The sequence below is a fragment of the Larkinella ripae genome (genome assembly GCF_054780775.1).
Window position 1 is genome coordinate 45,992 of the sequence record NZ_BAAGVR010000001.1, and the last position, 26,529, is coordinate 72,520.

The 26,529-nt window shown below is 54.4% G+C and carries 25 protein-coding genes; 17 read left to right on the forward strand and 8 right to left on the reverse strand.

What is annotated here, in order from left to right; translation table 11 throughout:
• Positions 1 to 6: 6 nt before the first annotated feature.
• Positions 7 to 2,997, reverse strand: coding sequence for an FAD-binding and (Fe-S)-binding domain-containing protein (locus tag ACYVHX_RS00230; RefSeq protein ID WP_460669580.1), 2,991 nt, complete (start codon positions 2,995 to 2,997; stop codon positions 7 to 9).
• A gap of 165 nt (positions 2,998 to 3,162) precedes the next feature.
• On the opposite strand from ACYVHX_RS00230, the gene ACYVHX_RS00235 reads away from it, so the two are divergent.
• Positions 3,163 to 3,345: a hypothetical protein gene (locus ACYVHX_RS00235; protein WP_460669581.1), complete on the forward strand. Its 183-nt coding sequence runs from the start codon at positions 3,163 to 3,165 to the stop codon at positions 3,343 to 3,345.
• Between the two features lie 11 nt (positions 3,346 to 3,356).
• On the opposite strand, the gene ACYVHX_RS00240 is transcribed toward ACYVHX_RS00235, so the two are convergent.
• Both ACYVHX_RS00240 and ACYVHX_RS00245 read right to left on the reverse strand, forming a co-directional pair.
• Positions 3,357 to 3,854 carry a DUF1648 domain-containing protein gene (locus ACYVHX_RS00240; RefSeq protein ID WP_460669582.1) on the reverse strand — a complete coding sequence of 166 codons (498 nt, stop codon included), beginning with the start codon at positions 3,852 to 3,854 and terminating at the stop codon, positions 3,357 to 3,359.
• Between the two features lie 12 nt (positions 3,855 to 3,866).
• The gene (locus ACYVHX_RS00245) at positions 3,867 to 5,246 is read right to left on the reverse strand and encodes an MATE family efflux transporter (protein ID WP_460669583.1); all 1,380 of its coding nucleotides are present in this window, start codon (positions 5,244 to 5,246) and stop codon (positions 3,867 to 3,869) included.
• A 76-nt stretch (positions 5,247 to 5,322) separates the two neighbouring features.
• Here ACYVHX_RS00245 and ACYVHX_RS00250 point away from each other — a divergent pair, with 76 nt between their 5' ends.
• The 3 genes from ACYVHX_RS00250 to ACYVHX_RS00260 all read left to right on the forward strand — a co-directional run bounded on the left by ACYVHX_RS00250 (position 5,323) and on the right by ACYVHX_RS00260 (position 7,960).
• Positions 5,323 to 6,141 (forward strand): DUF4290 domain-containing protein, encoded by an 819-nt coding sequence (locus ACYVHX_RS00250; RefSeq protein ID WP_460669584.1) that lies wholly within the window; start codon positions 5,323 to 5,325, stop codon positions 6,139 to 6,141.
• Between the two features lie 94 nt (positions 6,142 to 6,235).
• The gene (murA, locus tag ACYVHX_RS00255) at positions 6,236 to 7,543 is read left to right on the forward strand and encodes a UDP-N-acetylglucosamine 1-carboxyvinyltransferase (RefSeq protein WP_460669585.1); all 1,308 of its coding nucleotides are present in this window, start codon (positions 6,236 to 6,238) and stop codon (positions 7,541 to 7,543) included.
• A 225-nt stretch (positions 7,544 to 7,768) separates the two neighbouring features.
• Positions 7,769 to 7,960, forward strand: coding sequence for a hypothetical protein (locus tag ACYVHX_RS00260; protein WP_460669586.1), 192 nt, complete (start codon positions 7,769 to 7,771; stop codon positions 7,958 to 7,960).
• A gap of 67 nt (positions 7,961 to 8,027) precedes the next feature.
• On the opposite strand, the gene ACYVHX_RS00265 is transcribed toward ACYVHX_RS00260, so the two are convergent.
• Positions 8,028 to 8,321, reverse strand: a complete 294-nt coding sequence (locus ACYVHX_RS00265; protein ID WP_460669587.1) for a hypothetical protein — start codon at positions 8,319 to 8,321, stop codon at positions 8,028 to 8,030.
• Positions 8,322 to 8,577: 256 nt separating this feature from the next.
• Here ACYVHX_RS00265 and ACYVHX_RS00270 point away from each other — a divergent pair, with 256 nt between their 5' ends.
• Positions 8,578 to 9,210: a ribonuclease H1 domain-containing protein gene (locus ACYVHX_RS00270; RefSeq protein ID WP_460669588.1), complete on the forward strand. Its 633-nt coding sequence runs from the start codon at positions 8,578 to 8,580 to the stop codon at positions 9,208 to 9,210.
• Positions 9,211 to 9,217: 7 nt separating this feature from the next.
• Here the strand turns inward: ACYVHX_RS00270 and ACYVHX_RS00275 are convergent, their stop codons facing one another.
• Positions 9,218 to 9,940 carry a GDSL-type esterase/lipase family protein gene (locus ACYVHX_RS00275; protein WP_460669589.1) on the reverse strand — a complete coding sequence of 241 codons (723 nt, stop codon included), beginning with the start codon at positions 9,938 to 9,940 and terminating at the stop codon, positions 9,218 to 9,220.
• A gap of 208 nt (positions 9,941 to 10,148) precedes the next feature.
• Between ACYVHX_RS00275 and ACYVHX_RS00280 the strand changes: the two genes are divergently transcribed.
• From ACYVHX_RS00280 to ACYVHX_RS00320, 9 genes are all read left to right on the forward strand, one after another.
• Positions 10,149 to 10,820, forward strand: a complete 672-nt coding sequence (locus ACYVHX_RS00280; protein ID WP_460670403.1) for a tRNA1(Val) (adenine(37)-N6)-methyltransferase — start codon at positions 10,149 to 10,151, stop codon at positions 10,818 to 10,820.
• 84 nt (positions 10,821 to 10,904) lie between these two features.
• Positions 10,905 to 11,873, forward strand: a complete 969-nt coding sequence (locus tag ACYVHX_RS00285; RefSeq protein WP_460669590.1) for a glycosyltransferase family 2 protein — start codon at positions 10,905 to 10,907, stop codon at positions 11,871 to 11,873.
• A 52-nt stretch (positions 11,874 to 11,925) separates the two neighbouring features.
• Positions 11,926 to 12,312 (forward strand): four helix bundle protein, encoded by a 387-nt coding sequence (locus ACYVHX_RS00290; protein WP_460669591.1) that lies wholly within the window; start codon positions 11,926 to 11,928, stop codon positions 12,310 to 12,312.
• 117 nt (positions 12,313 to 12,429) lie between these two features.
• A complete protein-coding gene (locus tag ACYVHX_RS00295) occupies positions 12,430 to 13,050 on the forward strand; it encodes an inorganic pyrophosphatase (protein ID WP_460669592.1) in 621 nt (206 codons plus the stop codon).
• A gap of 226 nt (positions 13,051 to 13,276) precedes the next feature.
• Positions 13,277 to 15,040 (forward strand): signal peptide peptidase SppA, encoded by a 1,764-nt coding sequence (gene sppA / locus ACYVHX_RS00300; RefSeq protein WP_460669593.1) that lies wholly within the window; start codon positions 13,277 to 13,279, stop codon positions 15,038 to 15,040.
• 102 nt (positions 15,041 to 15,142) lie between these two features.
• Entirely contained in the window at positions 15,143 to 16,339 is a 1,197-nt protein-coding gene (locus ACYVHX_RS00305; protein ID WP_460669594.1) for a helix-turn-helix domain-containing protein, read from the forward strand.
• Between the two features lie 74 nt (positions 16,340 to 16,413).
• Positions 16,414 to 17,604, forward strand: coding sequence for an acyltransferase family protein (locus tag ACYVHX_RS00310; protein ID WP_460669595.1), 1,191 nt, complete (start codon positions 16,414 to 16,416; stop codon positions 17,602 to 17,604).
• Between the two features lie 22 nt (positions 17,605 to 17,626).
• Positions 17,627 to 19,561 (forward strand): pyrroloquinoline quinone-dependent dehydrogenase, encoded by a 1,935-nt coding sequence (locus ACYVHX_RS00315; protein ID WP_460669596.1) that lies wholly within the window; start codon positions 17,627 to 17,629, stop codon positions 19,559 to 19,561.
• Between the two features lie 178 nt (positions 19,562 to 19,739).
• Complete coding sequence (locus ACYVHX_RS00320) at positions 19,740 to 20,951, forward strand: glycosyltransferase family 9 protein (protein WP_460669597.1); 1,212 nt, start codon at positions 19,740 to 19,742, stop codon at positions 20,949 to 20,951.
• Positions 20,952 to 20,979: 28 nt separating this feature from the next.
• On the opposite strand, the gene ACYVHX_RS00325 is transcribed toward ACYVHX_RS00320, so the two are convergent.
• Complete coding sequence (locus ACYVHX_RS00325) at positions 20,980 to 21,228, reverse strand: hypothetical protein (RefSeq protein WP_460669598.1); 249 nt, start codon at positions 21,226 to 21,228, stop codon at positions 20,980 to 20,982.
• Positions 21,229 to 21,544: 316 nt separating this feature from the next.
• Between ACYVHX_RS00325 and ACYVHX_RS00330 the strand changes: the two genes are divergently transcribed.
• Entirely contained in the window at positions 21,545 to 23,869 is a 2,325-nt protein-coding gene (locus ACYVHX_RS00330; RefSeq protein ID WP_460669599.1) for a S9 family peptidase, read from the forward strand.
• 1 nt (position 23,870) lies between these two features.
• On the opposite strand, the gene ACYVHX_RS00335 is transcribed toward ACYVHX_RS00330, so the two are convergent.
• Positions 23,871 to 24,257 (reverse strand): acyl-CoA thioesterase, encoded by a 387-nt coding sequence (locus tag ACYVHX_RS00335; protein WP_460669600.1) that lies wholly within the window; start codon positions 24,255 to 24,257, stop codon positions 23,871 to 23,873.
• 94 nt (positions 24,258 to 24,351) lie between these two features.
• Here ACYVHX_RS00335 and ACYVHX_RS00340 point away from each other — a divergent pair, with 94 nt between their 5' ends.
• Entirely contained in the window at positions 24,352 to 25,491 is a 1,140-nt protein-coding gene (locus tag ACYVHX_RS00340; protein WP_460669601.1) for an acyltransferase family protein, read from the forward strand.
• A 15-nt stretch (positions 25,492 to 25,506) separates the two neighbouring features.
• Here the strand turns inward: ACYVHX_RS00340 and ACYVHX_RS00345 are convergent, their stop codons facing one another.
• Entirely contained in the window at positions 25,507 to 25,752 is a 246-nt protein-coding gene (locus ACYVHX_RS00345) for a cysteine-rich CWC family protein (RefSeq protein WP_460669602.1), read from the reverse strand.
• A 243-nt stretch (positions 25,753 to 25,995) separates the two neighbouring features.
• On the opposite strand from ACYVHX_RS00345, the gene ACYVHX_RS00350 reads away from it, so the two are divergent.
• Positions 25,996 to 26,466, forward strand: a complete 471-nt coding sequence (locus ACYVHX_RS00350; protein WP_460669603.1) for a hypothetical protein — start codon at positions 25,996 to 25,998, stop codon at positions 26,464 to 26,466.
• Positions 26,467 to 26,529: the final 63 nt, after the last annotated feature.

Genomic DNA, 26,529 nt, shown 5'->3' on the forward strand with positions numbered 1-26,529 from the left:
ACCCGGTCATTTCAGGGCATCAAACAGAATTTCGGCCGGGTGTTGGGCCCTCCGACTCGTGCCGTCTTTGATCTGATGGCGGCAACTGGTGCCGGGGGCGGCAATCAGCACCGCTTCGGGCTGCGCCCGGACTGTCGGAAACAAGACCAGTTCGCCGACCTGCATCGACAGTTCGTAATGCTCTTTTTCGTAACCAAACGAGCCCGCCATGCCGCAGCATCCGGACGGAATCAGCTGCACTTCGTAGTTTTCGGGCAACGATAACATCTTTTTCGTCGGCACGAGCGACGCCAGGGCTTTCTGGTGGCAGTGCCCGTGGAGTTTTATCAGCCGTTTTTCGCTCGTAAAGGCGGTTTTTGTGATTCGGCCCTGATCGATTTCCTGCGCAATGAACTCATCGACCAGCAGGGTATTTTTCGCCAGGTGCTGCGCGTCGGCTTTCAACGATGGCGGCACCAGATCGGGGTATTCATCCCGGAAGCCCAGAATGGCCGAGGGTTCGATGCCGATCAGGGGCGTTTCGGGCGTAATCAGATCTTTCAGGCGGTTTACATTCGTCCCGGCAATCTTTTGCGCATCCCGCACCAGGCCCTTTGACAGATACGTTCGTCCGCTTTCCAGGTGGTCGGGAATAACCACCTCGTAACCGAGCCGTTCCAGCAGTTGAACGGTTTTCATGCCCACTTCCACATCGTTGTAATTGGTAAACTCGTCGCAGAAGAGATACACTCTAGGCGAAACGGAAGGAAAGGAAGAAGGGCGGAAAGCCGCTCCTCGCATTCTTTCTTCTTTTCTCCTCCGTTCGTTCCACTGGCGCAAGGTCGTTTTGCCCAGTTCCGGCATGGTTCGCTCCGGGTGAAAACCGGCCAGGCGGTTGGCAATCCGGCGCAGCGCGGGCGTATCGTAAATGGCATTGTACGCCCAGGGGGCCAGGCTCGCCAGCGACATCAGTTTGGTAAAACTGCCGACCAGCCGGGAGCGCAGGGGGGTGCCGTTGGCGTCGTAATAATGCTGCAAAAACTCCGCCTTCATCCGGCTGATGTCCACGCTCGACGGACACTCGGACTTGCAGCCTTTGCACGACAGACAGAGGTCCATCACTTCCTTAATTTCCTCGTGGTCGAAGCGGTTTTCCTTTTCCGAGTGCGTCAGAAATTGCCGCAGGATGTTGGCCCGCGCCCGGGTGGTGTCGCGCTCCCGGCGGGTGGCCATGTAACTCGGACACATCGTACCGCCCGTGATTTCGGTTTTGCGGCAATCGCCCGAACCGCTGCATTTTTCGGCCAGATTCAGGATATTTTCCTCCGCCGAAAAATCAAAAACCGTCGGAATCGGCACGGTTTTCTGATTCGGTTCATACCGCAGAAACGCATTCATGGCCGGGGTGTTGACAATTTTTCCGGGATTGAAAATGCCCTGTGGATCCCAGGTTTGCTTGACTTCCTGCACCAGCTGGAAATTGGCCTCGCCAATCATGAACGGAATGAATTCGCCCCGCAACCGCCCGTCGCCGTGTTCGCCCGACAACGAACCGCCGTATTTTTTGACCAGGGCCGCCGTATCCGCCAGCAACTCCCGAAACTGCTGCCGTCCTTCGCCCGATTTCAGGTTGATCAGTGGCAAAACGTGCAGTTCGCCCGCTCCGGCGTGGGCCGAATACTCGAGCGTCAACCCGTGTTTTTCGGCGGCCATGCGATCCAGCTCGTCGATGTAATCGGGCAAATCCCGCACATCGACGGCACAATCTTCGATCACATTGGCCGGTTTATGGTCGCCCGGAATGTTGTACATGATGCTCAGCCCGGCCTTCCGCAGATTCCAGGCTTTGGTGGCTTCAACGCCGAATAAAACCGGGTAGGCATAACCCAACGCCCGCGCTTGCAGGTCGGCAATTAACCGGCTGGCTCTCAGCGTAACCGTTTCGAGGGTGTCGGCGAAAAACTCCACCATCAGCACGGCTTTGGGATCTCCTTCCACAAAATCCCGGTTTTTGGCCTGTTCGATATTGCCTTTGGTCAGTTGCAGGATGTAATCATCGACCAGCTCCGACGCCGAACACTGGTGCTCCAGCGCCACCAGGTTAGCCTCCAGCGATTGCCGGATGGTCATAAAATGCCCGCAAACCAGCGCACTGTGTTTGGGCGGCAGGGGCAACACGTTCAGTTTGGCTTCCGTCACAAAACACAAGGTTCCTTCGGATCCCGCAATGAGCTGGCAGAAGTTGAACGGCTGCTCGGTCAGGGGCTCAAAAAAAGCCACCAGCGCGTCGAGGGCGTAGCCGGTATTCCGGCGCGTGATGGTCGGTTTGGGAAAACCGGCCCGAATCTGTTGCTGCGTGACCGGACTGCCCAGCCGGTTTTTGATCTGCTGGTACAGCTGCTGCTCCAGCGGACTCACGACGTTCTCGCCCCGGCATTTGGCCTCGAACTCGTCCGCCGTCAGGCTTTTGAAGGTCACTTCCGCGCCGTCGCTCAAAACCGCTTTCACTTCCAGCAAATGATGGCGGGTGTCGCCCCAGACGATGGAGTGCAGACCGCAGGAATTATTGCCGATCATGCCGCCGATCATCGCCCGGCTGGCCGTTGAGGTTTCCGGTCCAAACATCAGACCGTGCGGTTTTAGCGTGGCGTTCAGATCATCGCGAATCACGCCCGGCTGCAGGCGCACCCAGCGTTGTTCGGGGTTGATTTCCAGGATGTTCGAAAAGTACTTGGAGCAATCGGCGACGATGCCGCCCCCAACCACCTGCCCGGCCAGCGACGTTCCGGCCGCGCGTGGAATGAGCGACGTCCGGTTTTGGCGGGCAAATCGCACCAGGCGTTTGATATCTTCTACGGTTTTCGGCAGGGCAACGGCCAGCGGTTTTTCCTGGTAAACCGACGCATCCGTTGCGTAGAGCAGGCGCATGGCCTGGTGTTCGGACGAATCGTCGAAATAAAGATCACCGTCGAACGACTGCGCAAGGGGAGCAAACGCGGGGGTTGGTATTCGAAACATAAAAGGGTTTAGCCAGGCTGGAAACCGGCAAAAGTACCAACGAAGTTACCGAAAAAAAACAAAAAGCGGTTTTGCAGCCCCATTCCAAAAAAGATCCGGCGCAGTTCGCAGCCATTTTTTGCAAAAACTAGTTTATAGCGTACGAACCATTTTTTATCCAGCACTATGAGCGTAAAAAGTATTTTCGGTATTCTCTTAACGCTGGCTGGCCTGGTCGGTCTGATCTACGGCGGTATGGACCTCACCAGCGGGGGGGTGGCGCGGGCGTCGTGGGTTTACCTCATCATGGGCGCCATTTTCTTCTTTTCCGGCATCAGCCTGATCCGCAGTACAAAAGATACGGTGTAACGGCCCTGTTTTCAGACCCGGCGGTAGGCGCGGATCAGGTAAAAAAGGGTGATACCGGCGATGCTGACCAGCAGAAGCACAGTGGGCAGCAGTTTGGGGTTGGTCGTTCCTGGATTTCCGGCCGCCAGCAACCAGTTCCAGAAGGTCCACGTCATGAAAACCATGAGGACAAATGACAGCACTGCCAGCATTTCGCCGGTGTTCCGGCGCAGACGTTCCCGGTTTTCGGGTGTTACAGTGGCGGTCTGGTTGAAATACTCGGCCGGAACCTGACGGATGGCCCAGAACAACAGAAAAAGGAAAACGGACACGCCCGGTGCGACCAGCAGATTGCCGCGCCCACCCCAGCGATCCGGTTTTCCGCCGGTTCCGAAATGAACGGGAATGGTCGCGGGCAATTCCGAATAAGAACCCACAAACAAAGCCAGCTGACTGAGTATGAGCAGGAACGCCAGCGCGTTCAAAAACCGCTCGGTGGGGGAAACTGTCGTCGCAAAACGTGTTTTCATGAGGGGCGTCCGTTACGGAGAAACCGGTTCGTTTGATTGGGAAATTTTAAGTGGGTGCACCCGCCGGAAAAACCGGAGCGGCAGCAGAATAGCCGCCATTGTCAAGCCGGCCAGCAAGCCTAACCAGATACCGACCACGCCGAGGTTCAGCCAGAAACCGAGCACGTAACTCATGGGCAGGCCGACGCCCCAATACGCAAACAGCGTAATGATGGTGGGAACGTTCACATCCGACAGTCCGCGCAACATGCCCACGCCCACCACCTGAACACCGTCGGACAATTGAAAAATACCGCCCATGATAACCAGCGAAGCCGCCAGCGTGGCCACTTCCGGATTATCCCGAATGTATAAACTCACCAGCCAGTCGTTGGCGGTCAGGAAAATAAGGGCGCACAAGCTCATGAAACCCACGACCAGCACCAAAGCCGCCACGCCCGCCCGGCGCACCGCCAGCTGGCTCGACCGCCCGAAGGCGCTTCCAACGCGAATGGCGCCCACCGCCGAGATACCGGTCGCCATCATGTAGGTAGTGGAGGCCATGTTGATCGCAATCTGGTGAGCCGCCAACTGGTCGGCACCCAGCCAGCCCGCCATCATGGCCGCCAGCGAAAACGTGGCCGATTCAAAGAAATACGTAAAACCGCCCGGCAAGCCCAGCCGCAGAATCTTTCGGACGTGGCCGGCCACCCCAAACGCGCGATACGCCGATTGAAAATACCGCCGAAACCGATCCGCCCGACGAATGTACACAATAATGGCCACCGCCATAAAAAGCCGCGACAGCAGGGTGGCTACTGCCGAACCGTAAACGCCCCATTCCGGAAACGGCCCGGCGCCCGTGATGAGCAGGTAGTTGAACAAGGCGTTCAGCAGCAGCGCCGACAGGGTGATCGACATGGCGACCCGCGGGTGCGCCAGCCCGTCGCACAACTGCCGGGCCGCAATAAACAAAAAGAGCGGAATGTTCGACGCACTGAGAATCAGCATAAAATTCCGGCCAATTTCGGTCACCTCCGGGGTTTGCCCGAACACCTCAAAGTGATACGCAAAGGCGGCTCCGACAACGCCCAGGACCAGCCCCAGCCAGAGGGCCACCTGCAAACCGGCCCGAAATAAGCGGTTGATTTCGGCGGCATCACCACGCCCGTTCGCCTGCGAGACGAGGGCCGCAATTACCGACAAACCGCCAACCCCGATGCTCGACACCAGAAACGTCAGCGATACCGACAAACCGGCTCCGGCCAGCGGCACTGCCCCCAACAACCGTCCCACGAACAAATTATCGGTTACGCCCATCAACACCACCCCCAGCTGGGCAATCACAATCGGAATGCTCAGCCGGAGCGTATCGCCCAGTTCCGGCTTATAAATCAGGTACCACTGCTTCATGATTTTTCAACACCCGGTTTAGCCTGCTTGTTCCGATCAAAAGGATTCTTAGAGGGCAATACTTTTTTTCTTACTTTTGTCAAAACACCTAAAGAGCCTCAATCGCTTGAAAGAGTACGGCAGCAATATCCAAAAATTAGTCGAACATCTACAGACTATCGAAGACCGCGAAAAGCGCACCCGCTACGCGCACATCCTGGTAGAACTGATGCGGCAAATCCATCCCAACATGCGGGATAATCAGGACTACTATAACAAATTGTGGGACGATCTCTACATCATTTCGGATTTCAAACTGGATGTCGACAGCCCCTATCCGCCCCCAACCGCCGATGTGCTGGGGAAAAAACCGCAACCCGTTCCGTATAATACCCACGGTTTGCGCTACAAGCACTACGGCCAGAACATCAATCTGCTGATCGCCAAAGCCATTTCTCTGGAAGATCAGGAAGAGCGGCTGGCGTTTGTGTCGTACATGGCCCGGCTGATGAAAACATTTTATTCGACCTGGAACAAGGAAGCCGTTGAAGATGAGACGATCCTGACCAACCTGGATGAAATGGCCAACGGCAGGCTCCACGACGATATTCAGTCGATCCGGACCAACGGTTTTGTTGATGCGACCCCCCGCGAACGCACGGGCGATCAGCCACCCCGGCGGAACCCCGGTGGTCAGTCGCACGGCCGCAACGAGGGCCCTGCCCACGGCCGGCATGAGGGTCCTTCCTACAGCCGCAACGAAACGTCCGGCAACCGCCCGAACAACAATTACTACCAGAATCAGGGCTCACGCGGCCACCGCGATGGCGGAAACAGCGGCCGCGACAACCGCGATGGCGGCCACCGCAACGACCGTTTCCGGGGCAACAACTCCAACAATCGTAAAAGGCGCTAAACATTTAGAACCCATTATGAATTATGAACGATGAATGATGAATGACTAGCTCTTTTAATTCATCATTCATCATTCATCATTTATAATTCCACATATGGCCTCATTCCGCATTGCCGGTGACCAGCATTTAAAAGGTGATATTATTCCGCAAGGCGCTAAAAATGAAGCGCTCCAGATTCTTTGTGCGGTTTTGCTAACGGATCAGCCGGTCACGATTCATAATGTTCCGAATATCCGCGACGTCAATAAACTGATTGAGCTGCTGGGCGATCTGGGGGTTCGGGTCGAAAAACTGTCCGACTCCTCCTACCGTTTTCAGGCCGATCAGGTCGATATATCCGTGTTGGACACCGAAGAATACCGGGAAAAAGCGTCGGCCCTGCGCGGCTCGGTAATGCTGCTGGGGCCGATGCTGGGCCGTTTCAAAACCGGGCGGATTCCCCGGCCGGGGGGTGACAAAATTGGCCGTCGGCGGCTGGACACCCACTTCCTGGGCTTTGAAAAGCTCGGGGCCAAATTCAATTACGATTCCGAAGACAGCGGCATGTATAATGTCGATGCCAGTCATCTGCTGGGAACGTATATGTTGCTCGACGAGGCCTCGGTTACCGGAACGGCCAACGTCGTGATGGCGGCCGTGCTGGCCGAAGGAAAAACAACGATTTACAACGCGGCCTGTGAACCGTATCTGCAACAGCTTTGCTCGATGCTCAACCGCATGGGCGCCAAAATCAGCGGAATTGCGTCGAACCTGCTCACGGTCGAGGGCGTCGAAAAACTGGGCGGCACCGGACACACCATGTTACCCGACATGATTGAAATCGGTTCGTTCATTGGTCTGGCGGCTATGACCCAGTCGGAAATCACGATCAAGGATTGCCAGATTTCGCAACTGGGCATTATCCCGGACGTCTTCAAGCGCCTGGGTATCAAGATGGAGTTTCGCGGAGACGACATTTTCGTTCCGGCCCAGGAACACTACCAGATCGAGAGTTTTCTGGACGGCGGCATGATGACGGTTTCTGATGCGCCCTGGCCCGGTTTTACCCCCGATTTGCTGAGTATCGTCCTGGTAACCGCCATTCAGGCGCAGGGTACCCTGCTCGTTCATCAGAAGATGTTCGAAAGCCGGTTGTTTTTCGTCGATAAACTAATCGAAATGGGCGCTCAGATGATCCTGTGCGATCCACACCGGGCCACGGTCATCGGCCTGAACCGCCAGCAACAACTGAAGGGAATCCGGATGTCGTCCCCCGATATACGCGCGGGTGTGGCCCTGCTGATTGCCGCCCTTTCGGCCAAAGGCGATAGCATCATTGACAACATCGAGCAGATTGACCGGGGCTACCAGAACATCGACGGTCGGTTGAACGCCATTGGCGCGGTTATCGAGCGTTTATAAAGAAATCAGCTTACTTCGCAGCAAAAAACCGCCCGGTAGCCGGGCGGTTTTTTCGTTTTTCAGGCGGTCGGATAAATCCGTAATACTCAAAACATTGAGCGTATATCATGTGATATACGTCCCTTTTTTTTGATGAGTGGTAAGTATGTTTTGCCAAAACGAGCGTTATCCTTTCAAAGGATGCGCGGCAGGTCCTTTCACTGGTATTCCTAAAACAACAAAGTTATGAACCTTGTAAACGAACTCTACCAGCGGCTTAGCGCCCGCCGGAATGCCCTGCTGCTTTACTACAGCCATAACACGGCGCTCAAGAGCAACGATCCTGCCACCTACCAGAAGTACCAGCTTGAACTTCGGAACCTGAACCGCAAATTGCGCCTGATTCGGGGCCAGATGGAAGACAACCCCATTTTATAACCCGGTTTTACTCAATAACTCATGAAAGCCAGCCGGCAACGACTGTGCCTGGGTAGGCTTTGCCTGCCTAGCTGTACGAACTTTTGGGTTTCGGCGTGACCCCTTTCATCGTTTCCGGTTCGGAATCGGGCGTATCTTTATGCAGGTAGAATGTGCGCTGGCAACGGCGGCAGCGGAAAAACTTGAGCGGAAGGAAGTCATACAATCGCCGGACGTAAAGCGGCCGGTTGGTTCGCTCCAGGTGCATCGCCGTCCGACAGTGTTGACAGGTACACTGTTTCTGCGTATTCAAGGTAACAATAAGCAGGCCGAGCAGGTACAAACCGGCTAAACCGCTAAGCAGGTAGAGAATTAAATCCATTAAAAACAGTACTTTCTGGCCAGCGTTGTCGAACCTTAGACTGATAAACATACGAACAGTTCGTCAGTATGGTTGCGCGATTATGCAGAAAAATCTTAATTATTTACAATGCTACGTTAAAAATCAATGGTAACGATCCGGCAATGGCCAAAACTTTCTGGCTTCTTCGGATCGCGGATCTCAACCTGTTATGACCCCGGGCGCTTTGAACTTCTGCCGGATTTGTATCTTTGCGGTTTCATGGAATGAATTCAATATGGCCAAAACGCCCAAATATTACGTAGTCTGGAAAGGTCGCCAAAAAGGAGTTTACGATACCTGGGAAGCCTGCCAGGAACAGATTCAGAACTTTCCGGGTGCCCTGTACAAATCGTTTGAAAGCCGGACGGTGGCCGACAAGGCCCTGGGCGAAAAACCGCATATTCACCTGCAGGGAAAGGGGCCAGGCAGCGACGGGAAAAGCCAGAAACTGTTTGTCGGAAAACCGCTTCCGGACAGCATCGCCGTCGATGCCGCCTGGAACACGGCCACGGGCGACATGGAATACCAGGGCGTTCATGCGACGACCAAGCAGTTGCTCTTTCACCAGGGACCGTTTCGCGACGGCACCAACAACATTGGCGAATTTCTGGCCATTGTTCACGCACTGGCCTGGCTAAAACAGCGAAACAGCGATTTACCCATTTATTCGGACTCGCGGACGGCCATCAGCTGGGTCTTGAAAAAGAAAGCCAACACCAAACTGGAAGAAACCGCCCGCAACGCGCCCCTGTTCGAAATGCTCGACCGGGCCGAAACCTGGCTGCAAACCAATGCGTTTCTCAACAAAATTCTAAAGTGGGAAACCGAGCACTGGGGTGAAAACCCGGCTGATTTCGGCCGAAAATAGCGCCCTGCTACCGGGTTTTGGCGGCCGGATTCGGACGAATGGCCTGCCGCACCAAACCGGCGATGATGCGCGCGCCTTCCGCGTTCGGGTGAATGCCGTCAATAAACAAGGAATCGCTCGATTCCAGCGGGGTGTACAAATCAATGACCTTCACCCTGGTTTGCCGGGCGACTTCGTCGATGAGCGGCAGAATGTCGTTTTTGATGGTTTCCGGATTGATGTCATACATAAACTTGAAAGCCGGCGTGGGCTTGCAGAGGTAAACAACCGGTTTGGAAGGCAGATTCTGAAACGAGCGAACTAACTCGATGTAATTATCTTTAAATTCGGATTTATACTGCCAGTTTACGCTTTTGGTGTCGTTCGTACCCAGTTCGATGACAACCGTACCCGGATTCCAGCTGAGGGCATCTTGATAGGCACTCTGGTTCCAGTACGGACTGGTGCCTTTTTTCAAAACGGTGCTTCCGCTCACGCCGTAATTCTGCACCGTATCGCTGGTTCCGACCAGAAGCTGAAGTTGTTGAGGGTAATTTTTTTCGCCGGATTGCAGGCGCTCTCCCTGCGTAATACTGTTGCCGACACAGGCAATTCGGGCGTTTGCCGTTTCTTCGGGCGTCAATTCCTTCTGCTCCTCACAGGCGCTCAGCAGCAGGGAAAAAACCGCCAGAAAAAAGAAAATCCCCGGTAAACGGGATAACGGGTTGCGTGAATTGGGTGGACAGATCATGCTTTCTAATGTTGATGAAAATTTACTATCCTGTTCAAACTCACTTTTTTGCCAAACTGTTTTCGTTATAGTTACCAATCACGCTATTCCAGTAACCCAAACAACCGGTCCACCGACCGGTTTTTAACCCAGTATACTGAACGCCTAACCTCCCATTCCACTTTTGTTTCGTTTCAAACAATTCACTATTCAGCAGGATCGGGCGGCCATGAAGGTTTGCACGGATTCCTGCATTCTGGGCGCCTACGCCGATCTGGGTGCGGGCGGACGATTGCTGGACATCGGCACGGGTACGGGCTTGCTGGCCCTGATGGCGGCCCAGCGAAATCCGGTGGCCCAGCGAAATCCGGTGGCCCGGATCGACGCGGTGGAAGTAGACGAAGCGGCTTTTGGCCAGGCCACCGATAATGTGATGAACAGTCCGTTCGCGGATCGGGTGCGCGTAATTCACAGTTCCATTCAGTTGTTTTCGGAAAAACCGTATGATCGGATCCTTTCCAATCCGCCTTTTTACACCAATCACCTGCGCTCACCCAATTCGGCGACCAGCCGGGCGCTCCACAACGACGAACTGCCGTTTGAAGACCTGATTGCCAGTGTGCTGCGCTTGCTGAAACCGGCGGGGCAGTTCTGGGTTTTGCTGCCCCCGTTTGAAATGGAACGGCTGACGGCGCTGGCCCAGCGGGCCGGTTTACACCCATTCCACAAGTTGAACGTCCGCCATCACGCCCGGAAGCCGGTTTTCCGAACCATCACGGGTTTCGTTTCCGCCCCCTGCGCTGAACCCGAAATGCATGAATTATCCATTTTTGAATTGGACGGAAAAACGTACACTGAGGCATTCCGTCAGTTATTGCAAGCTTTTTATCTGATTTTCTAAAATCCTTACGACCTTTGCGCTGTGCTTTGTGAGGCTGGCGGTTTGAACGCGCCACAAAGCCGGTCTCTAAAGGAGGCTAGCTACATGACTGAAAAACTTCAACTTTCCGTCGTTATCCCGCTTTACAACGAGGACGAATCGTTACCTGAACTGCACGACTGGATTGTGCGGGTGATGACGGAGCAAGGGTATACGTACGAAATTCTGTTCATCGACGACGGCAGCACCGATCGCTCCTGGGAGGTCATTGTTCGGCTTTCCGCCGAAAATCCGCACGTCCGGGGCATCCGGTTTACGCGGAATTACGGCAAAACAGCCGCTTTGCAAACCGGTTTTCAGGCCGCTGCCGGAAGCGTGGTCGTTACGTTGGACGCTGATTTACAGGACAGTCCCGACGAAATTCCGGACCTGTACCGCATGATTACCACCGAAGGGTACGACCTGGTATCGGGCTGGAAGCAAAAGCGCTACGATCCGCTGAGCAAAACCATTCCGACCAAATTTTTCAATGCGGTTTCGCGCTGGGTGTCGGGCGTTCAGTTGCACGACTTCAACTCCGGGATCAAAGCCTACCGGCAACGGGTCGTCAAATCAATGAATCTCTACGGCGAAATGCACCGGAATCTGCCGATTGTGGCCAAATGGAACGGTTTTTCGAAAATTGGCGAGAAGGTGGTCAGGCACCAGGCGCGTAAATACGGCAGCACCAAGTTTGGCCTCGACCGGTTCATCAACGGTTTTCTGGACCTGCTCGTCATTGCGTTCGTTCAGAAATTCAGCCGGCGGCCCATGCACTTTTTCGGCACCTTCGGAACGCTGTCGTTTTTCGTCGGAACCATGATTACCGTTTACCTGATCGGGGAGAAACTATACAACATTGCCAATCACCTCCGCTACCGGAACGTGACTGATAATCCCTTATTTTTTCTGGCCTTAGTCGCTATTATTCTTGGTGTTCAATTATTTTTGGCCGGTTTTCTGGGCGAAATGCTCGTCCGGCAATCGAGCCACAAAACCGGGGATTATTTAATCTCGGAAAAAGCGGGGTTCTAGATCACTCAGATGGTTTTAATGGTTAAATAGTTAAATGGTTAATGGCTACTGAATGAATTTGAATCCTCCAAAATACATTGACGTAACGGATTTGGAAGTTTATAAAGTCTCGTTCGATTTGAGTAATCTAATTTGGAAATTGGTCATCGAGTGGACCCCGTTTGCAAAAGATACCATTGGAAAGCAATTTGTCAGAGCCATCGATAGCATTTCAGCCAATATCGCTGAAGGATATGGTCGTCATGGCCGGAATGATAAAATACGGTTTTATTTCATTGCAGCTGGTTCAATCAAGGAATCGATTGACTGGGTAAGTAAAGCGAAAATTAGAAACTTACTGAGTGATCAGGAATATAATGACATCCACTCCCGCTTATTGCTATTACCCAAGCTAATCAACCAACAAATAAAGTACACCCGCGACCACCTCAAGATTTAGCCATTAAAACCATTCAACCATTAAAAACCATATTAACCATCACCAGCCATTTACAACCATAAAATCAATTAAGCCATTACAACCATTCAGCTACCAACCGATTTACCTGAATTAAGCATGAACAATCAGTTTAAAGCACATCCCTGGCACGGGATTCCCATTGGCGAAAATGCACCGCATCAGGTGACGGCTTTCATCGAAATCGTACCGACCGATACCGTGAAGTACGAAGTGGACAAGGATACGGGTTACCTGAAAATTGACCGTCCCCAGAAATATTCCAACATCGTTCCGGCCTTATACGGTTTTATTCCGATGACCTACTGCGACGAGCAGGTGGCTTCGCTGGCCCGGGAGCGGTCCGGTCGGGAGATCGAAAAAGGCGACGGTGACCCCATTGATATCTGCGTATTGAGCGAACACGCCATCACGCACGGAAACATCATCTTGCAGGCCATTCCCATCGGCGGTTTTCGGCTGCTCGACAAAGGCGAAGCCGATGACAAAATTATTGCCATTTTGAAAGGCGACGGCATGTACAAAGGCTACGAGGATCTCAACCAGCTGCCCGACAGCGTTGTGCAGCGTTTGAAGCATTACTTTCTGACGTACAAGAACTTACCCGGCGAACCCATGACCTGTGAGATCGTCAACGTATACGGCCGGGAAGAGGCCCACGACGTCATTCGCCGGGCGGAGGAAGATTACTGGATGCTCGTTCGGAATTGGGCCAAGTAAGGCCGGAAAAGGAAAAGGCAGGAAAGTGAGAAGGAAAACTGAGTCCAGCGGTTTTCCTCCCCTCCTCCCCTTTCTCCTTTCCTCCTCAAATAGTTACCTTCAATACAAATTAAGGAGATGGGGAGCCGTCTCCTTTTTATTTTTGTTATACTGCTACAGGGAAACGGATTCGCTTTCACCTGAAATTATTTATCAACCCGTCAATCGTTCGTTTTCGATACAAAACATGCGTCAGTTTTTTAAATTCGTTTTTGCAACCGTCGTCGGTATGCTGCTTTTTACCTTCGTGGCCTTCCTGATGTTACTCGCCATTGGGTCGGCTTTCTCAGCTGCGTCCGGGGATGAAGTAGCCGTGAAAGAAAATTCGGTTCTGAAGCTCAACCTGAACAGCCCCATTCGCGAAATCGGCGTTGACAACCCCTTCGGCGGTTTTGCCCCGCTTAATTCAACCGGCGACGTGATTGGTCTGATTGACCTGAAACAGGCGCTGGCCAACGCCAAACTCGACCCGAACATCAAAGGGGTTTACCTGCAAACGGAATACCCGCAAACCGGCTGGGCGTCGCTCGAAGAAATCCGGACGGCGCTGATCGACTTCAAAAAATCCAAGAAATTTGTGGTGGCCTACGGCGAAGTGATGACCGAAAAAGGGTATTACATTGCTTCGGTGGCCGACAACATTTACCTGAACCCCGCCGGGGCGCTGGAATGGAACGGACTGGATGCCGAGTACACGTTTTTCAAAGGGACGTTTGACAAACTGGGCATCAAACCGGAAATCTTTCGGGTGGGTGAGTTCAAAAGCGCCGTGGAGCCCTTCATTCGGGAAAATATGAGCGAAGCCAACAAGGCGCAGACGACCTCGTTCCTGAACTCGCTCAACAACCATTTTCTGGTCAACGTGGCCCAAAGCCGGGGCTTGCAGGTTCCGGAACTGAAGAAACTGGCCGACGAGCTGTCGATTCAAACCGCCGGTGATGCACTGCGGGCCAAACTGGTGACGAAAGTGGCGTATTACGACGAAGTGGAAGCCGACATCCGGAAGTCGCTGAAAATCGAGGAAAAGAAAAAGATCGACTTCATCTCACTCGGGAAGTACGAAAATGCCAAAAAATACATCGAAGAAGGCAACATCAAAAACCGGGTAGCCGTCATTGTGACCGACGGCGAGATTGTTTCCGGCAAAGACGACGACAACATTGCGTCCGACCGCGTGGCCGAGCAAATCCGCAAAGCCCGGCTGGACGAAAAAGTAAAAGCCATCGTGATCCGGGTGAACTCACCGGGCGGTAGCGCGCTGGCCTCGGATGTGATGTGGCGCGAAGTGGTGCTGGCCAACAAGGCCAAGCCGGTAATTGCATCCATGTCGGATTATGCGGCTTCGGGCGGTTATTACCTGGCGATGGGGGCCCGCAAAATTGTGGCCGAGCCGAATACTATTACCGGTTCCATCGGCATTTTCGGGATGCTCTTCAATACCGAAGGTTTCTTCAAGGATAAACTGGGCATCACCTACGACCGCGTCGTTACGAACACCCACGCGGACTTCCCCTCGTTTACCCGCGAGATGACGCCGTTCGAGAAAAATGTGCTGCAACAAAGCGTGAATCGGGGGTACGAAATTTTCACGAGCAAAGCCGCGCAGGGTCGGAAAATCCCCGTCGATAGCCTGAAAGCGCTGGCGTCGGGCCGCGTCTGGTCGGGGGTGCAGGCCAAAGCCAACGGGCTGGTCGACGAGCTGGGCGGGCTAGACAAAGCCGTTCAACTGGCGGCCCAGGCCGCCAACCTGAAGGAAGGCGATTACCGGGTTCGCTACACGCCGGACAAGAAAAATGCCCTGGAAGAATTGGTTAAATCGTTTTCCGGCGATGAAGATGAGCAGCTTCAGGCCAAACTGGGTGACCTGGCTCCCTACGTGACGTACCTGAAAATGCTGAAGCGGATGGAAGGCGCTCAGGCCCGTCTGCCGTTTGGATTGGATATCAAGTAAGACGCACGGACTAAATTTCATGCGTGTGGAGACCTGCAGGTTTTAGAAACTTGGCAGGTCTTTCTTTTTTGTATCTTACCAACCGATTCACGATTGGCCTTTATGAAGATACTCCCGGTTCAGATTGATTTCTACGCACTCATCATTCTGATGGGCGTGGTACAGGGGTTCTTTCTGGGAATTTTCTTTCTGACGGGCGAACGCAGCCGCAGCGTTGCCAACCGCTGTCAGGGCTGGTTTACGCTCGCGCTGGCGGCCATCAGTGGCGAAATCTTTCTCAATTACAGCAATTACACGTTCCGGGCCCTGTGGACGGTGGACTTTTCCGAACCGCTCAACTTTGTCATCGGGCCGCTGTTTTATTTTTTCACGTTCAGCCGAATCTGGAAACGCCTGCCCCGGCGGTGGCTGCTGCATCTGATTCCGTTTGCGATCTGGGCCGTTAATTCGATTACCTGGTTTTACCAACCCCTGGAGTACAAGTACAACTCCTACCTGCATTCGCAGCACCCCGAACTCCCTCCGATCGACGCCAAACCGTATCTGGCCGAGGATTTCACCGAACTACGGACCTACATCAACGAAATGACGCTGCTCAGTTGCCTGGTGTATGCCGTTCTTTCGTTGCTGGCCATCCGAAAGGCCATGCGCCAGAATCCCGACCTCCGGGCCTCCGGTCGGCTCCAGTCGTTGCGGTTTTTGAGCGGTTTATTTGCGCTGGTTCCGTTCCTGATCATTCTGGTAAAACCGCAGTTTCAGCGGGATGTCGGGGATTATCTGCTGGCTACCTACATTGCCGCCACCATTTACGCCACCAGTTTTCTGGTGATGCGCCGATCCGATTTTTTCCGGGAAGCCACTCCGTCGGAGCCCCTGGAAACGACTCCCGACCCCGCTTCCGACCACCGAAAAAAGTACGAGCGGTCTTCCCTTTCGGAAGAAATTGAAGAAAATCTGCTCAGCAAGTTGACCCGGCTTTTTGAGGAGGAAAAACCGTATCTGGAAAGCGACCTGTCGCTGCCTAAACTTTCCCAGCGCCTGAACACCTCACCCCACCACCTCTCCCAATTGATCAACGACCGGCTGGAGCAAAGTTTTTTTGACCTGCTGGCCACCTACCGCGTTCGGGAAGCGCAGGTTCTGTTGCAGGACCCGGCCACCACCAATCTGAAAATCGACGAGATTGCCGAGCGCGTCGGTTACAATTCCAGCTCGGCTTTCCACACGGCGTTCAAGCGCCTGACGGGCCAGACGCCCGCCCAGTTTCGGGCCACGGCAACTTCGTCCCGGTCGGCTTGAACTTCGGGATGATCGGGAAATAGCGGTTTTTGCGCCCGGAGCGGCCACTTTTGTCCCGATCAACCGAAAAGGCCATGCAAGCAGTTCCTGCTCCACCCAGTCCCGTTTCAAGACCCCTTGCCTCCATTCGACGCTACGACCTCGACTGGCTGCGCGTGTTTGCCATTGTTATTTTGCTGTTCTACCACACCGGCATGATCTACGTCAGTTGGGGGTTTCACCTCCAAAGCCCGGAAACCAGTCCCTTGTTTGAGGATATCATGCGCTGGCTGCACCGCTGGCGGATGCCGCTGCTGTTTTTTATCTCCGGTGCCGGAACTTACTACGCCCTTCGCAAACGGACCAACGGTCATTACGCCCGGGAGCGCTTTAACCGGCTTTTTGTGCCGCTGCTGTTTGGCATGTTCGTCATTGTGCCGCCCCAGATTTATTACGAATGGCTGTTCCGGGGGCGGTTTTCGGGCAGCTACGCCGAGTTCTACCCCAACGTGTTTGGCTTCCAGCCGTATCAGGAGGGCGGCCGGGGGGGCGCTTTTAGCTGGCACCACCTCTGGTTCATCCTGTACTTATTCCTGTATTCCCTGATCAGTATTCCGCTGTTCCGGTATCTGAAATCAGCCGGGGGCCAGCGGTGGCTCGACCGGATCGAGATTCTGCTTAAAAAACCAGGCGGGGCCATGACCTTCGTTCTGCCGATCATTGCCAGTCAGGTGCTGCTCCGGCCGTTTTTTCCGGATGACACCCACGCGCTGGTGAACGACTGGGCCTATTTTGTTTTCAATCTGCTGCTGTTCTGGTCGGGGTATGTGCTGGTCAGCCGCCCGCAATTTGCCCGGTTTCTGAGCGAACAAAGGCGGTTTTTCCTGTTCGGAACGCTGCTTTGCACCATTTACCTCTATGCGTCGCGGGCCTACATTGACCGCCATCCGGACCTGGAAGCGCAGTTGCCCTGGGAAACCCTGTACCACCTCAATGTCACCTGCCTGACCTGGTTCTCTGTCTTGACTTCGGTTGCCTACGGATTTCGGTACCTGAACGTCGACCGACCCATTCTTCCGTATTTAACCGAAGCCGTGTACCCGTTTTATATTCTGCACCAAACCGCTATTATTGTCCTTGGCTTTTATGTGTTAAAATCGGAGCAGTTCGGTATTTACGGCGGTTTTTGGCTGATCAGTCTGTCCACGCTGCTGCTTTGTGGAACGGTTTACTGGTTCCTGATTCGGCCTTTTAGAGTTACCCGTTTTCTGTTTGGATTAAAATAACCGCCCATTCCTTCATCTCCCTATGAAAACTTTCGTAGTCTGGGTCTCCCTCTTCAATTGCTTTTTGACACTCCCGGCCCCGGGGCAAACCGCATCCGGTCAGGAATGGCCCGCTTACGGCAACGACGCGGGCGGCATGCGGTTTTCGCCCCTGAAGCAGATTACCCCCGACAATGTCAAGCAGTTGCAAGTCGCCTGGACGTTTCGCACCGGCGAACTGGAACACTACAAAGGCACCGATGCCGCCGAAAAAGCCGCCTTTGAAGCCACACCGGTGATGGTCGATGGAACGCTTATCTTCACAACGCCCACCACCCGGGTTTTTGCCATTGATGCCGCCACCGGTGCAAAAAAATGGGCCTACGATCCCGATGTTTACCTGCGGCAGGATTTGTCGGAAGTCACTTCGCGGGGGGTGTCCATCTGGCCCGCAGCAACCGACAAAACCAACACCAGCGCTCCCAAACGGGTTTTTGTACCCACCCTCGACGGGCGGTTGATTGCGCTGGATGCCAAAACCGGCCAGCCAATCGCTTCCTTTGGCAAAAACGGCACCATCGACCTGCGGCAGGGCGTCGGAAACATCAGCGTGACGTCGCCCCCCGCCATCATCGGCAATACCCTCGTCGTTGGCTCGTCAATGGGCGACAACCAGCGGTTTAACTACGACCGGGGCGTGGTTCGCGCGTACGACGTGTTAACCGGAAAACTGCGCTGGAGCTGGGACCCGATTCCGCGATCGGACAAGGACCCGGGGGCCAAAACCTGGAAAGGTTCCAGCGCCACCCAAACCGGAGCCGCCAACGCCTGGTCGGTGATTTCGGCAGACGCCGAACGCGACCTTGTTTTCGTCCCGACTACCTCGCCCAGCCCCGATTATTACGGCGGTGAACGGCTGGGCCAGAACCTGTACGCCAGCTCCATCGTCGCCATCAGGGCATCGACCGGCAACGTGGTGTGGAGTTTTCAAACCGTTCACCATGATTTGTGGGATTACGACAATGCCTCCCAGCCGCTGTTGTTTTCCTTCGACCAGAAGGGCAAAACCGTGCCCGCCGTGGCCGTTGGCACCAAAATGGGCCACATTTTTATTCTCCACCGCGAAACTGGCGTTCCGCTGCTGCCGGTGGAAGAACGGGGCGTTCCGGCTTCCAGCGTTCCGGGCGAAGAAGCCTATCCGACGCAGCCGTTCCCGGTTTCGCTCCCGGCCCTGGGGCTCCACAAAGTAGAAGCCTGGGGGGCCACGCCGGAAGCCAAAGCAGCCGCCCAAAAACGCATTTCGTCTTTTCAATACCAGGGTATTTTCACCCCGCCTTCGTTGCAGGGTTCGATCATTGCGCCGAGCAACGTCGGGGGCATGAACTGGAGCGGGATGTGTTACGACCCCGAATCGGGCCTGTTGATCGCGAATGTCAACCGGATTGCGGCCGTGATCCGGCTACTGCCCCGCGAGGGCCTGGCGGTGGCGGTGAAAGACGACCAGGAGTTGCTGCGGTCCGAAACCGGTTTTCAGTCCGGAACGCCGTATGTGCTCAAACGAAGCTATTTATTTACCAAAGGTGAACAGGGCATTGCGATGCAAACCGCCCCGCCCTGGGGGACGCTGGCGGCTGTCAATCTGAAAAAAGGAACGCTGGCCTGGGAGGTGCCCCTCGGTTTCATGTACAATCCGGCCCAGTTTCCGGAGGCCAAACAATGGGGATCCATAAATCTTGGGGGGGCCATCGCCACGGCGGGCGGTCTGGTGTTCGTGGCAGCTACGGTCGATGGGCATTTCCGGGCGTTCAAAACCGCCGATGGCAGCCTGCAGTGGGAGGTGCCACTCCCCGCCGGTGGGCAGGCCACCCCCATGACCTATCAGGTCAACGGGAAACAATACCTCGTCATTGCCGCCGGAGGACACGGCAAACTCGGCACCAAACTGGGCGATTACGTCGTGGCCTATCAATTGCCGTAACGATTCGGCGTCAGGGCGCATCGACCGTAAACCGAAACAAATGGGCATCGTTTTAGCGTCCGGTTAAGGATTCGGCGGCTTCCGTGCAAAACGGTGTGCGCGGCCCGGTGGATAAAAACCGGCTCCCGGAAGGCGGCTTTCTTCCGAAATCCGCTTTTCTTGGCCTAAAATCCAAAAAATGACCAATTCTGCGATCTCGCTGCTTGAAAAATACGCCGGATTTATGGGCTGCGCGTTGCTCACATTGGTTCGAAAAGCCCTGGCGGTGGTGGTGCGGGAAAACCGGGTGGATGCGCCAAGCCGGAAGATCCTTTTTGTAAAATTCATTGAACAGGGCGCTTTGGTTCTGCACCAGAATACGTTCAAAGAAGCCGTTAGCCACTACGGCCGCGCCAATGTGTACCTCTGCACCTTCGCAGCCAGCGCCCCGCTGATCGACTTACTGAACGTAGTTCCACCGGAAAACCGGATTGAGATCAACGAGAAAAGCATCTTGCTTTTTCTCAAAGGATTTGCGCAGGCGCTGATCCGGATTCGGAAAAACCGCATTGACACCGCCATTGATCTGGAATTTTTTTCGTGCGCAACCGCCATTTTCTGTTATTTGACGGGCGCCACCAAACGGGCGGGTTATCACCGGTTTAAGGGTTCACAAAATTACCGGGGCGACCTGTTCACCCATAAATTGAACTATTCGCACTATGTCCACGTAACGGCCAGCAGTTGGTGTCTGCTCAAGAGTCTGGAAATCCCCGTAAAAAATTTACCGGCCCTGCCGGTTCCGTTGAACAACAACCCAACCGAGATCAGCTTTCAACCGGGCCCGCAGGATCTGGGCCGGATTCGGGTTCTTCTGGGTGCCCACGCCGACCTTTCCAAGCCCATTATCATCATCAATCCGAGTCTGAACGACGTTCTGCCCCTGCGTCAGTGGCCCGCCCGGCAGTTTATGACGTTCATCGAAACCGTCAACCGGCAGTTTCCCGGTCACTTGTTCGTTTTTACGGGCCGGGTGGATGAGCAGGAAAAAACCGACCACCTGATTCAGCGGGTGGGCCTGTCCTCGGCCGTTAATCTGTGCGGCAAAACCACGCTGCGGGATGTTCTGACGCTCTATAGCTGCTCGAAATTGCTGCTCACCAGCGACAGCGGCCCGGCCCACTTTGCCGCCATGACCTCCGTGCACACGATTGTGCTGTTTGGACCCGAAACGCCGGCTCTCTACGCGCCCCTGTCCGCCCGAACGCACGTCATTTACAACGCCTTGCCTTGCAGCCCCTGCTACAACGTCTACAACAACCGGCTGTCTTCCTGCCCCGCCAACCTCTGTATGCAAACCATTTCCGTGGATCAGGTCATGCAAACCGTAACGCGCATTTTTCAGGATTGACCGTGCCGGTGGACCGGATGCGACCCCGTTACTCGGTTTGCCCAGCGTCCGATTTCAGTTTAAAAAAAGCAGCCTGCAATTTCTGGGTTGTTTCGGGGTCATCGGATTTGCAGGAACCGTACCCCGCACCCGCTTCCTGTTCCCAGCCGACTTTCGACCAGTCGATGGTCGGATCAACGCTGCTGATTAAATGCATGAGGGCTTCCCGGAGCTGCCCGAATTTCTGACTATTCGGCAGCCCGCTTCCTTCGTTGTCTTTTTCGTCAAAGTCGGCCATTGGCAACTGTATCCAGTTCTCCGCTAAGATAGCGATAACAACAAGCCGGTTTTACGCCAGGTCCCACACTAAAAAAATCTTTTTTCATTTCCACGCAACCGTTTGGGCTTCTGGTTCGTATATGAGTCACAGAAGCCTTTGACCCGACCTATCTATGATAACGAAGCGCCAGGGGAACCGCTGATGTTACCGGTTCGTGTTATGAGGGTCTGCTAGAACACGCCCGGTTGTTCCGATTCACTTCGGAATGGCCGGGTGTTCTTTTTTTCGTATTTTCGGGGGATTCGTTCGGCATCTGCCTGAAAACCGCCTTGTCATGCATTCTCTTTTTCTTAAAAACCGCCTTTTTCTCCGGCGTTTGGTTTCCCCCCGTATCCCAGCCCTGCTTTCCGCTACCGCCGGTCTGCTTTTTTTCCACCCGGTTTGGGCGCAGGGCAAGCGGGATGACTACAATCGCTCGGCGGCCCTGAAGGAAAAGTTGCAGGGCAAAGTCTACAACGCCCCGGCCAACGTTTACTGGACACCCGGCCAGAAGCTCTGGTACCTGATCCGAACGGCGCGGGGCCGGGAATTTGTGGTGGTTGATCCCAAGAAAAAAAACCGCCAACCGGCTTTTGATCAGGAACAACTCGCGAAGAAGCTGGCCGAAGCGACCGGCAAAAAGATCGACCCGTTCAACCTGCCGTTTACGTCCATCACCTTCGGCAAGGACGATGAAGAAGTCGAATTTACCGCCGAAGGCTCCGTCTGGCAGTATGCCACCGGTTCGTTTGCCTTCCGAAAAAAAGGACCGTTCCGGGCCGAACCCACCGACCGCCGGTATTGGGGCAACAGCCGCGAAGAGCTCGACGAAAAACCGGTTTTCTCGCCCGACAGCACGCAGACGGCTTTCATCAAGAACTACAACGTTTACCTCCGTTCCGAAAAAACAAAGCAGGAAACGCAGCTCAGCTACGATGGTTCGGAAGGTGACTACTATTCCGGCAACGTCCAGTGGTCGCCCGACTCGAAAAAACTGGTGACCAACAAAATCCGGCCCAACAAAAAGCATTTGATCTACTTCGTCCGCTCGTCGCCGGAGGACCAGCTTCAGCCCAAACTGGAAAGCCGCGAATACCTGAAACCGGGTGACGCGCTGCCGGTTCGGCGGCCCCAGTTGTTTTGGGTGGAGTCGAAAAAGCAGCTTTCGGTTGACGACGCTCTGTTCAACCAGCAATTCAGTCTGTCGCGGCTGGAATGGCGGAAAGACAGCCGGGCGTTTACGTTTGAATACAACCAGCGCGGCCACCAGATTTACCGGGTGCTGGAAGTCAACGCAACGACCGGCCAGGTAAAACCGTTGATCGAAGAACGCAGCAACACCTTCATTGACTACAGCGGCAAACGCGCCCGGCACGACGCCAACGACGGGCAGGAAATCATCTGGGCGTCGGAACGCGACGGCTGGAATCATCTGTATCTGCTGGACGGCCCCACCGGAAAGGTCAAAAAACAGCTGACCAAAGGCGAGTGGGTGGTGCGGAATCTGGTGCACGTCGATGACAAAAACCGCACGATTCTGTTTGCCGCCAGCGGCCGGAATGCCGATCAGGACCCGTATTTTGTGCACTACTACAAAGTTAATTTCGACGGTTCGGGCCTGACCGCCCTGACCAGCGAAAACGCCAATCATACGGCGACGTTTTCGCCGGATTACCAGTATTTTGTCGATTCGTATTCGCGTGTGGACTTGCCGCCGGTGACGGTTTTGCGGAGCGCCACCGACGGTAGCGTGGTGCTCGAACTCGAAAAAGCAAACATTAGCGAATGGCAGAAAGCGGGCTGGAAAGCGCCGGAAGTGTTTGTTTCCAAAGGGCGCGACGGCAAAACCGACATCTGGGGCGTCATCATCCGCCCGACGAATTTTGATCCGGCCAAAAAATACCCGGTCATTGAAAACATCTACGCCGGGCCGCACGGTTCGTTTGTTCCGAAAACGTTTATGACCAACAATGTGTCGATGCACGAACTGGCCGAACTGGGCTTTATCGTGGTGCAGATCGACGGCATGGGCACGTCCAACCGCTCCAAAGCGTTTCAGGACGTGTGCTGGAAAAACCTGAAAGATGCCGGTTTTCCCGACCGGATTTTGTGGCTGCAGGCCGCTGCGCGGAAATACAATCACCTGGATTTGGGCAAAGTCGGCATTTACGGCACCTCGGCGGGCGGACAAAGTTCGACGGGCGCGCTGTTGTTCCATCCCGAATTTTACAAAGCGGCCGTTTCGTCCTGCGGCTGCCACGACAACCGCATGGATAAAATGTGGTGGAACGAGCAGTGGATGGGATACCCCATCGGGCCGCACTACGACGAATGCTCGAACGTCACAAACGCCCACAAACTGCAGGGAAATCTGCTGCTGCTGGTCGGGGAAGTGGACGACAACGTGGACCCGGCTTCGACCTACCAACTGGCCAACGCGCTCATCAAAGCCAATAAAAACTTTGAACTGGTGACGCTGCCGGGCCTGAGCCACACCGCCGGGGGCGAGTTCGGGGAACGCAAACGGCGGGATTTCTTCGTTAAAACCCTGCTGGGTGTTGATCCGCCCAACTGGAACGAACCCAGCAAGGAGGCAGGGGGTTCCGGAACCGGAAAATAAGTTAGAGCACTTTCACCGGATTTTTGTGTTCGTCGATGGCGACGAAGGTGAACGAACCGTGAACGGCCCGCTCGCGGTGGTCGCTGTACATTTCTTCGACGTAAATTTCGACATCGATTTTCAGACTCGTATTGCCGATCTGGGCCACGCTGCCCACCAGCTCCACAATCGTTCCGGCGGGAATCGGTTTATTGAAATTGATCTTGTCGGACGAAACCGTCACCACCCGTTTGCGCGTAAACCGGGTGGCCGTGATGAACGCAATTTCGTCCATCATCTGCATGGCCGTGCCGCCAAAGAGCGTGTCGTAATGATTGGTCGTATTCGGAAAAACCGCCTTAAAAACGCGGGTTTCGGCCAGTTTAATTTTTTCGTCGAGTGCACTCATGTATTTCGGTTCGAGCTTTTAGAATTAAAAAATAGGTATTGCGCCTATGTTCCGGCAACCGGGCCGTCTCTAAACGCGTACAAATTTACGATCAATGGTAAAACAAAAACCGTCTGCTGCCTTTGCGGACACCAAACCGCATTACAACCTCCTGGACGGGTTACGGGGCGTAGCGGCATTAACCGTGGTCTGTTTTCATGTATTTGAAGCGTTTGCCACCAGTCACGTTGACCAAAAAATCAACCACGGTTACCTGGCCGTTGATTTCTTCTTTATCCTGTCCGGTTTTGTGGTCGGGTATGCGTACGATGACCGCTGGAAAACAATGACCAGCAGGGACTTTCTTAAACGCAGATTTATCCGGCTGCATCCGCTGGTGGTGATTGGGGCGCTGATCGGCGCAATTGTCTTCTACTTTCAGGGTTGTGCGGCCTGGGACGTTTCAAAAGTGTCGGTTCCGATGCTCCTGGTGGCGACTCTGCTGAATGCTTGCCTGATTCCGGCCACCCCCGGTTTTGAAGTCCGGGGCGTTGGTGAAATGTTCCCGCTGAATGGCCCGAGCTGGTCGTTACTGTTTGAATACATCGGCACGCTGCTCTACGCGTTCGTTCTCCGTAAACTTTCGACCACCGCGCTGGCCATCCTGGTCGTGCTAGCCGGTTGCGGATTGGCGGTTTTTGCCATTTGGGGACCTTACGGCGATGTATGCGTCGGATTTTCGCTAACCGGAGACAACATCATGGGCGGTTTTTTGCGGCTGTTGTTTTCATTTCCGGCCGGATTGCTCCTCTCCCGCGTCTTCAAACCGGTCCGGGTAAAAGGGACTTTCTGGATCGGCAGTCTGTCGATTGTTGTTTTATCCGCCATCCCCCGCATCGGTGGCAACGAGAGTTTCTGGATGAACGGTTTATACGACACCCTCTGCGTTACGGTTCTCTTCCCCCTCCTGGTTTATCTGGGCGCTTCCGAAAAGACAACCGATCTGGTAACCAATCGCTTGTGTAAATTTTTAGGCGACTTATCGTATCCGCTGTACATGGTTCATTATCCCTTTATTTACCTGTATTACGCGTGGGTTAAAAATGAAAACCTCACCATCGAACAATCGTTGCCCGGTGCTGTAGCGCTGGTGGTCGGCTCCGTTGCTCTGGCGTATGGATGCTTGAAACTGTACGACGAACCGGTCCGCAGGTATTTGACGAAGCGGCTTTTCCGGGTCCCAAACCGGCTCTAAAACCCGCCAGGCGTTTCAATGCGCATTCCGGAATTTCGCCAGCGTTTCCAGGTGCTTTTTCTGGTTGTATTCCGCCCGCATTTCCCGCAGACAGGTGGCACACAGACAGTGGCTGAACTTCGAACGAACAAAATCCCGCTGTTCGTCGGTCAGCTGAACAGCCACGCACTGGCAGAGATTGATGCTGCCCACCTTGCATTCGAAAACCGTGCCGCAACGCGGGCAACCCACGGTTTCGTGTTTGTCAGTTTGTGTTGTCATGTGTTTATAAAAACCGCAGCCGAAAAAGGGTTCAATCCTTAATGTAAAATACTAAATGCGGAATGATAAAGTTCAGGATGCAGCCGGTCGCCGTTCCGGTCATTCCAACCATTGGGGTGTTTAGCGGGTTAATAGAAATACGACCTGTAAAAAGATGAATGTTGCCGGTAAAAAGTGGGCCTCGTCAGACACTTCCACAGTCAACATTTATCATTAAAATTAACTTATCCTTTCCAAAGACCGATGCGCTCTTTTCTGCTGTTGGGATTTCTACTTTCTATTCTGGTGGGCTGCGGTGATGGCTCCCGGCGTTCTGAAAACACGGCGGACACCACCGGCACAACGGGTTCTGCCTCAACGGATACGGTTTGTTTCCGGCAGATTGTGGGCAACGACACCACGACGCTCCGGCTGGTGATCGACGGGTCGGCCGTAACGGGCGAACTGGCAATTTTACCATTTGAAAAAGACCGGGCCCGCGGCCCGATCAATGGAACAGTCGCCAACAACCAGATCCGGGCCGACTGGCAGCGGTCGGGCGAAGGCGTTACGCAGCCCTACGAAATGATTTTTACCCTAACCGGCGATGCCGTAACCTGGATGGAAGGCGAACGCGTTGAAAAAGAGGGCCGTTGGGTTCTGAAAGAGGCCCAGACCGGGTATAAATACAAGCTCCTGAAAACCGATTGCCCTTCCCTGTCCGGTGCCCGGTAGTTTCCTGAAATCCACCCGCTTTACCCCGAAATAGCGCCTATTGGCCTTTCCATCACGGAGTAA

Coding starts and splice junctions, on each gene's coding strand:
- ACYVHX_RS00240 (WP_460669582.1), bottom strand. CDS start 3,854: ATGAAAACACGTTTTGCGACGACAGTTTCCCCCACCGAGCGGTTTTTG.
- ACYVHX_RS00230 (WP_460669580.1), bottom strand. CDS start 2,997: ATGTTTCGAATACCAACCCCCGCGTTTGCTCCCCTTGCGCAGTCGTTC.
- sppA (WP_460669593.1), top strand. CDS start 13,277: ATGCGTCAGTTTTTTAAATTCGTTTTTGCAACCGTCGTCGGTATGCTG.
- ACYVHX_RS00290 (WP_460669591.1), top strand. CDS start 11,926: ATGAATTTGAATCCTCCAAAATACATTGACGTAACGGATTTGGAAGTT.
- ACYVHX_RS00345 (WP_460669602.1), bottom strand. CDS start 25,752: ATGACAACACAAACTGACAAACACGAAACCGTGGGTTGCCCGCGTTGC.
- ACYVHX_RS00340 (WP_460669601.1), top strand. CDS start 24,352: ATGGTAAAACAAAAACCGTCTGCTGCCTTTGCGGACACCAAACCGCAT.
- ACYVHX_RS00320 (WP_460669597.1), top strand. CDS start 19,740: ATGACCAATTCTGCGATCTCGCTGCTTGAAAAATACGCCGGATTTATG.
- ACYVHX_RS00315 (WP_460669596.1), top strand. CDS start 17,627: ATGAAAACTTTCGTAGTCTGGGTCTCCCTCTTCAATTGCTTTTTGACA.
- ACYVHX_RS00245 (WP_460669583.1), bottom strand. CDS start 5,246: ATGAAGCAGTGGTACCTGATTTATAAGCCGGAACTGGGCGATACGCTC.
- ACYVHX_RS00295 (WP_460669592.1), top strand. CDS start 12,430: ATGAACAATCAGTTTAAAGCACATCCCTGGCACGGGATTCCCATTGGC.
- ACYVHX_RS00350 (WP_460669603.1), top strand. CDS start 25,996: ATGCGCTCTTTTCTGCTGTTGGGATTTCTACTTTCTATTCTGGTGGGC.
- ACYVHX_RS00270 (WP_460669588.1), top strand. CDS start 8,578: ATGGCCAAAACGCCCAAATATTACGTAGTCTGGAAAGGTCGCCAAAAA.
- murA (WP_460669585.1), top strand. CDS start 6,236: ATGGCCTCATTCCGCATTGCCGGTGACCAGCATTTAAAAGGTGATATT.
- ACYVHX_RS00310 (WP_460669595.1), top strand. CDS start 16,414: ATGCAAGCAGTTCCTGCTCCACCCAGTCCCGTTTCAAGACCCCTTGCC.
- ACYVHX_RS00280 (WP_460670403.1), top strand. CDS start 10,149: ATGAAGGTTTGCACGGATTCCTGCATTCTGGGCGCCTACGCCGATCTG.
- ACYVHX_RS00235 (WP_460669581.1), top strand. CDS start 3,163: ATGAGCGTAAAAAGTATTTTCGGTATTCTCTTAACGCTGGCTGGCCTG.
- ACYVHX_RS00260 (WP_460669586.1), top strand. CDS start 7,769: ATGAACCTTGTAAACGAACTCTACCAGCGGCTTAGCGCCCGCCGGAAT.
- ACYVHX_RS00335 (WP_460669600.1), bottom strand. CDS start 24,257: ATGAGTGCACTCGACGAAAAAATTAAACTGGCCGAAACCCGCGTTTTT.
- ACYVHX_RS00325 (WP_460669598.1), bottom strand. CDS start 21,228: ATGGCCGACTTTGACGAAAAAGACAACGAAGGAAGCGGGCTGCCGAAT.
- ACYVHX_RS00305 (WP_460669594.1), top strand. CDS start 15,143: ATGAAGATACTCCCGGTTCAGATTGATTTCTACGCACTCATCATTCTG.
- ACYVHX_RS00330 (WP_460669599.1), top strand. CDS start 21,545: ATGCATTCTCTTTTTCTTAAAAACCGCCTTTTTCTCCGGCGTTTGGTT.
- ACYVHX_RS00265 (WP_460669587.1), bottom strand. CDS start 8,321: ATGGATTTAATTCTCTACCTGCTTAGCGGTTTAGCCGGTTTGTACCTG.
- ACYVHX_RS00285 (WP_460669590.1), top strand. CDS start 10,905: ATGACTGAAAAACTTCAACTTTCCGTCGTTATCCCGCTTTACAACGAG.
- ACYVHX_RS00275 (WP_460669589.1), bottom strand. CDS start 9,940: ATGATCTGTCCACCCAATTCACGCAACCCGTTATCCCGTTTACCGGGG.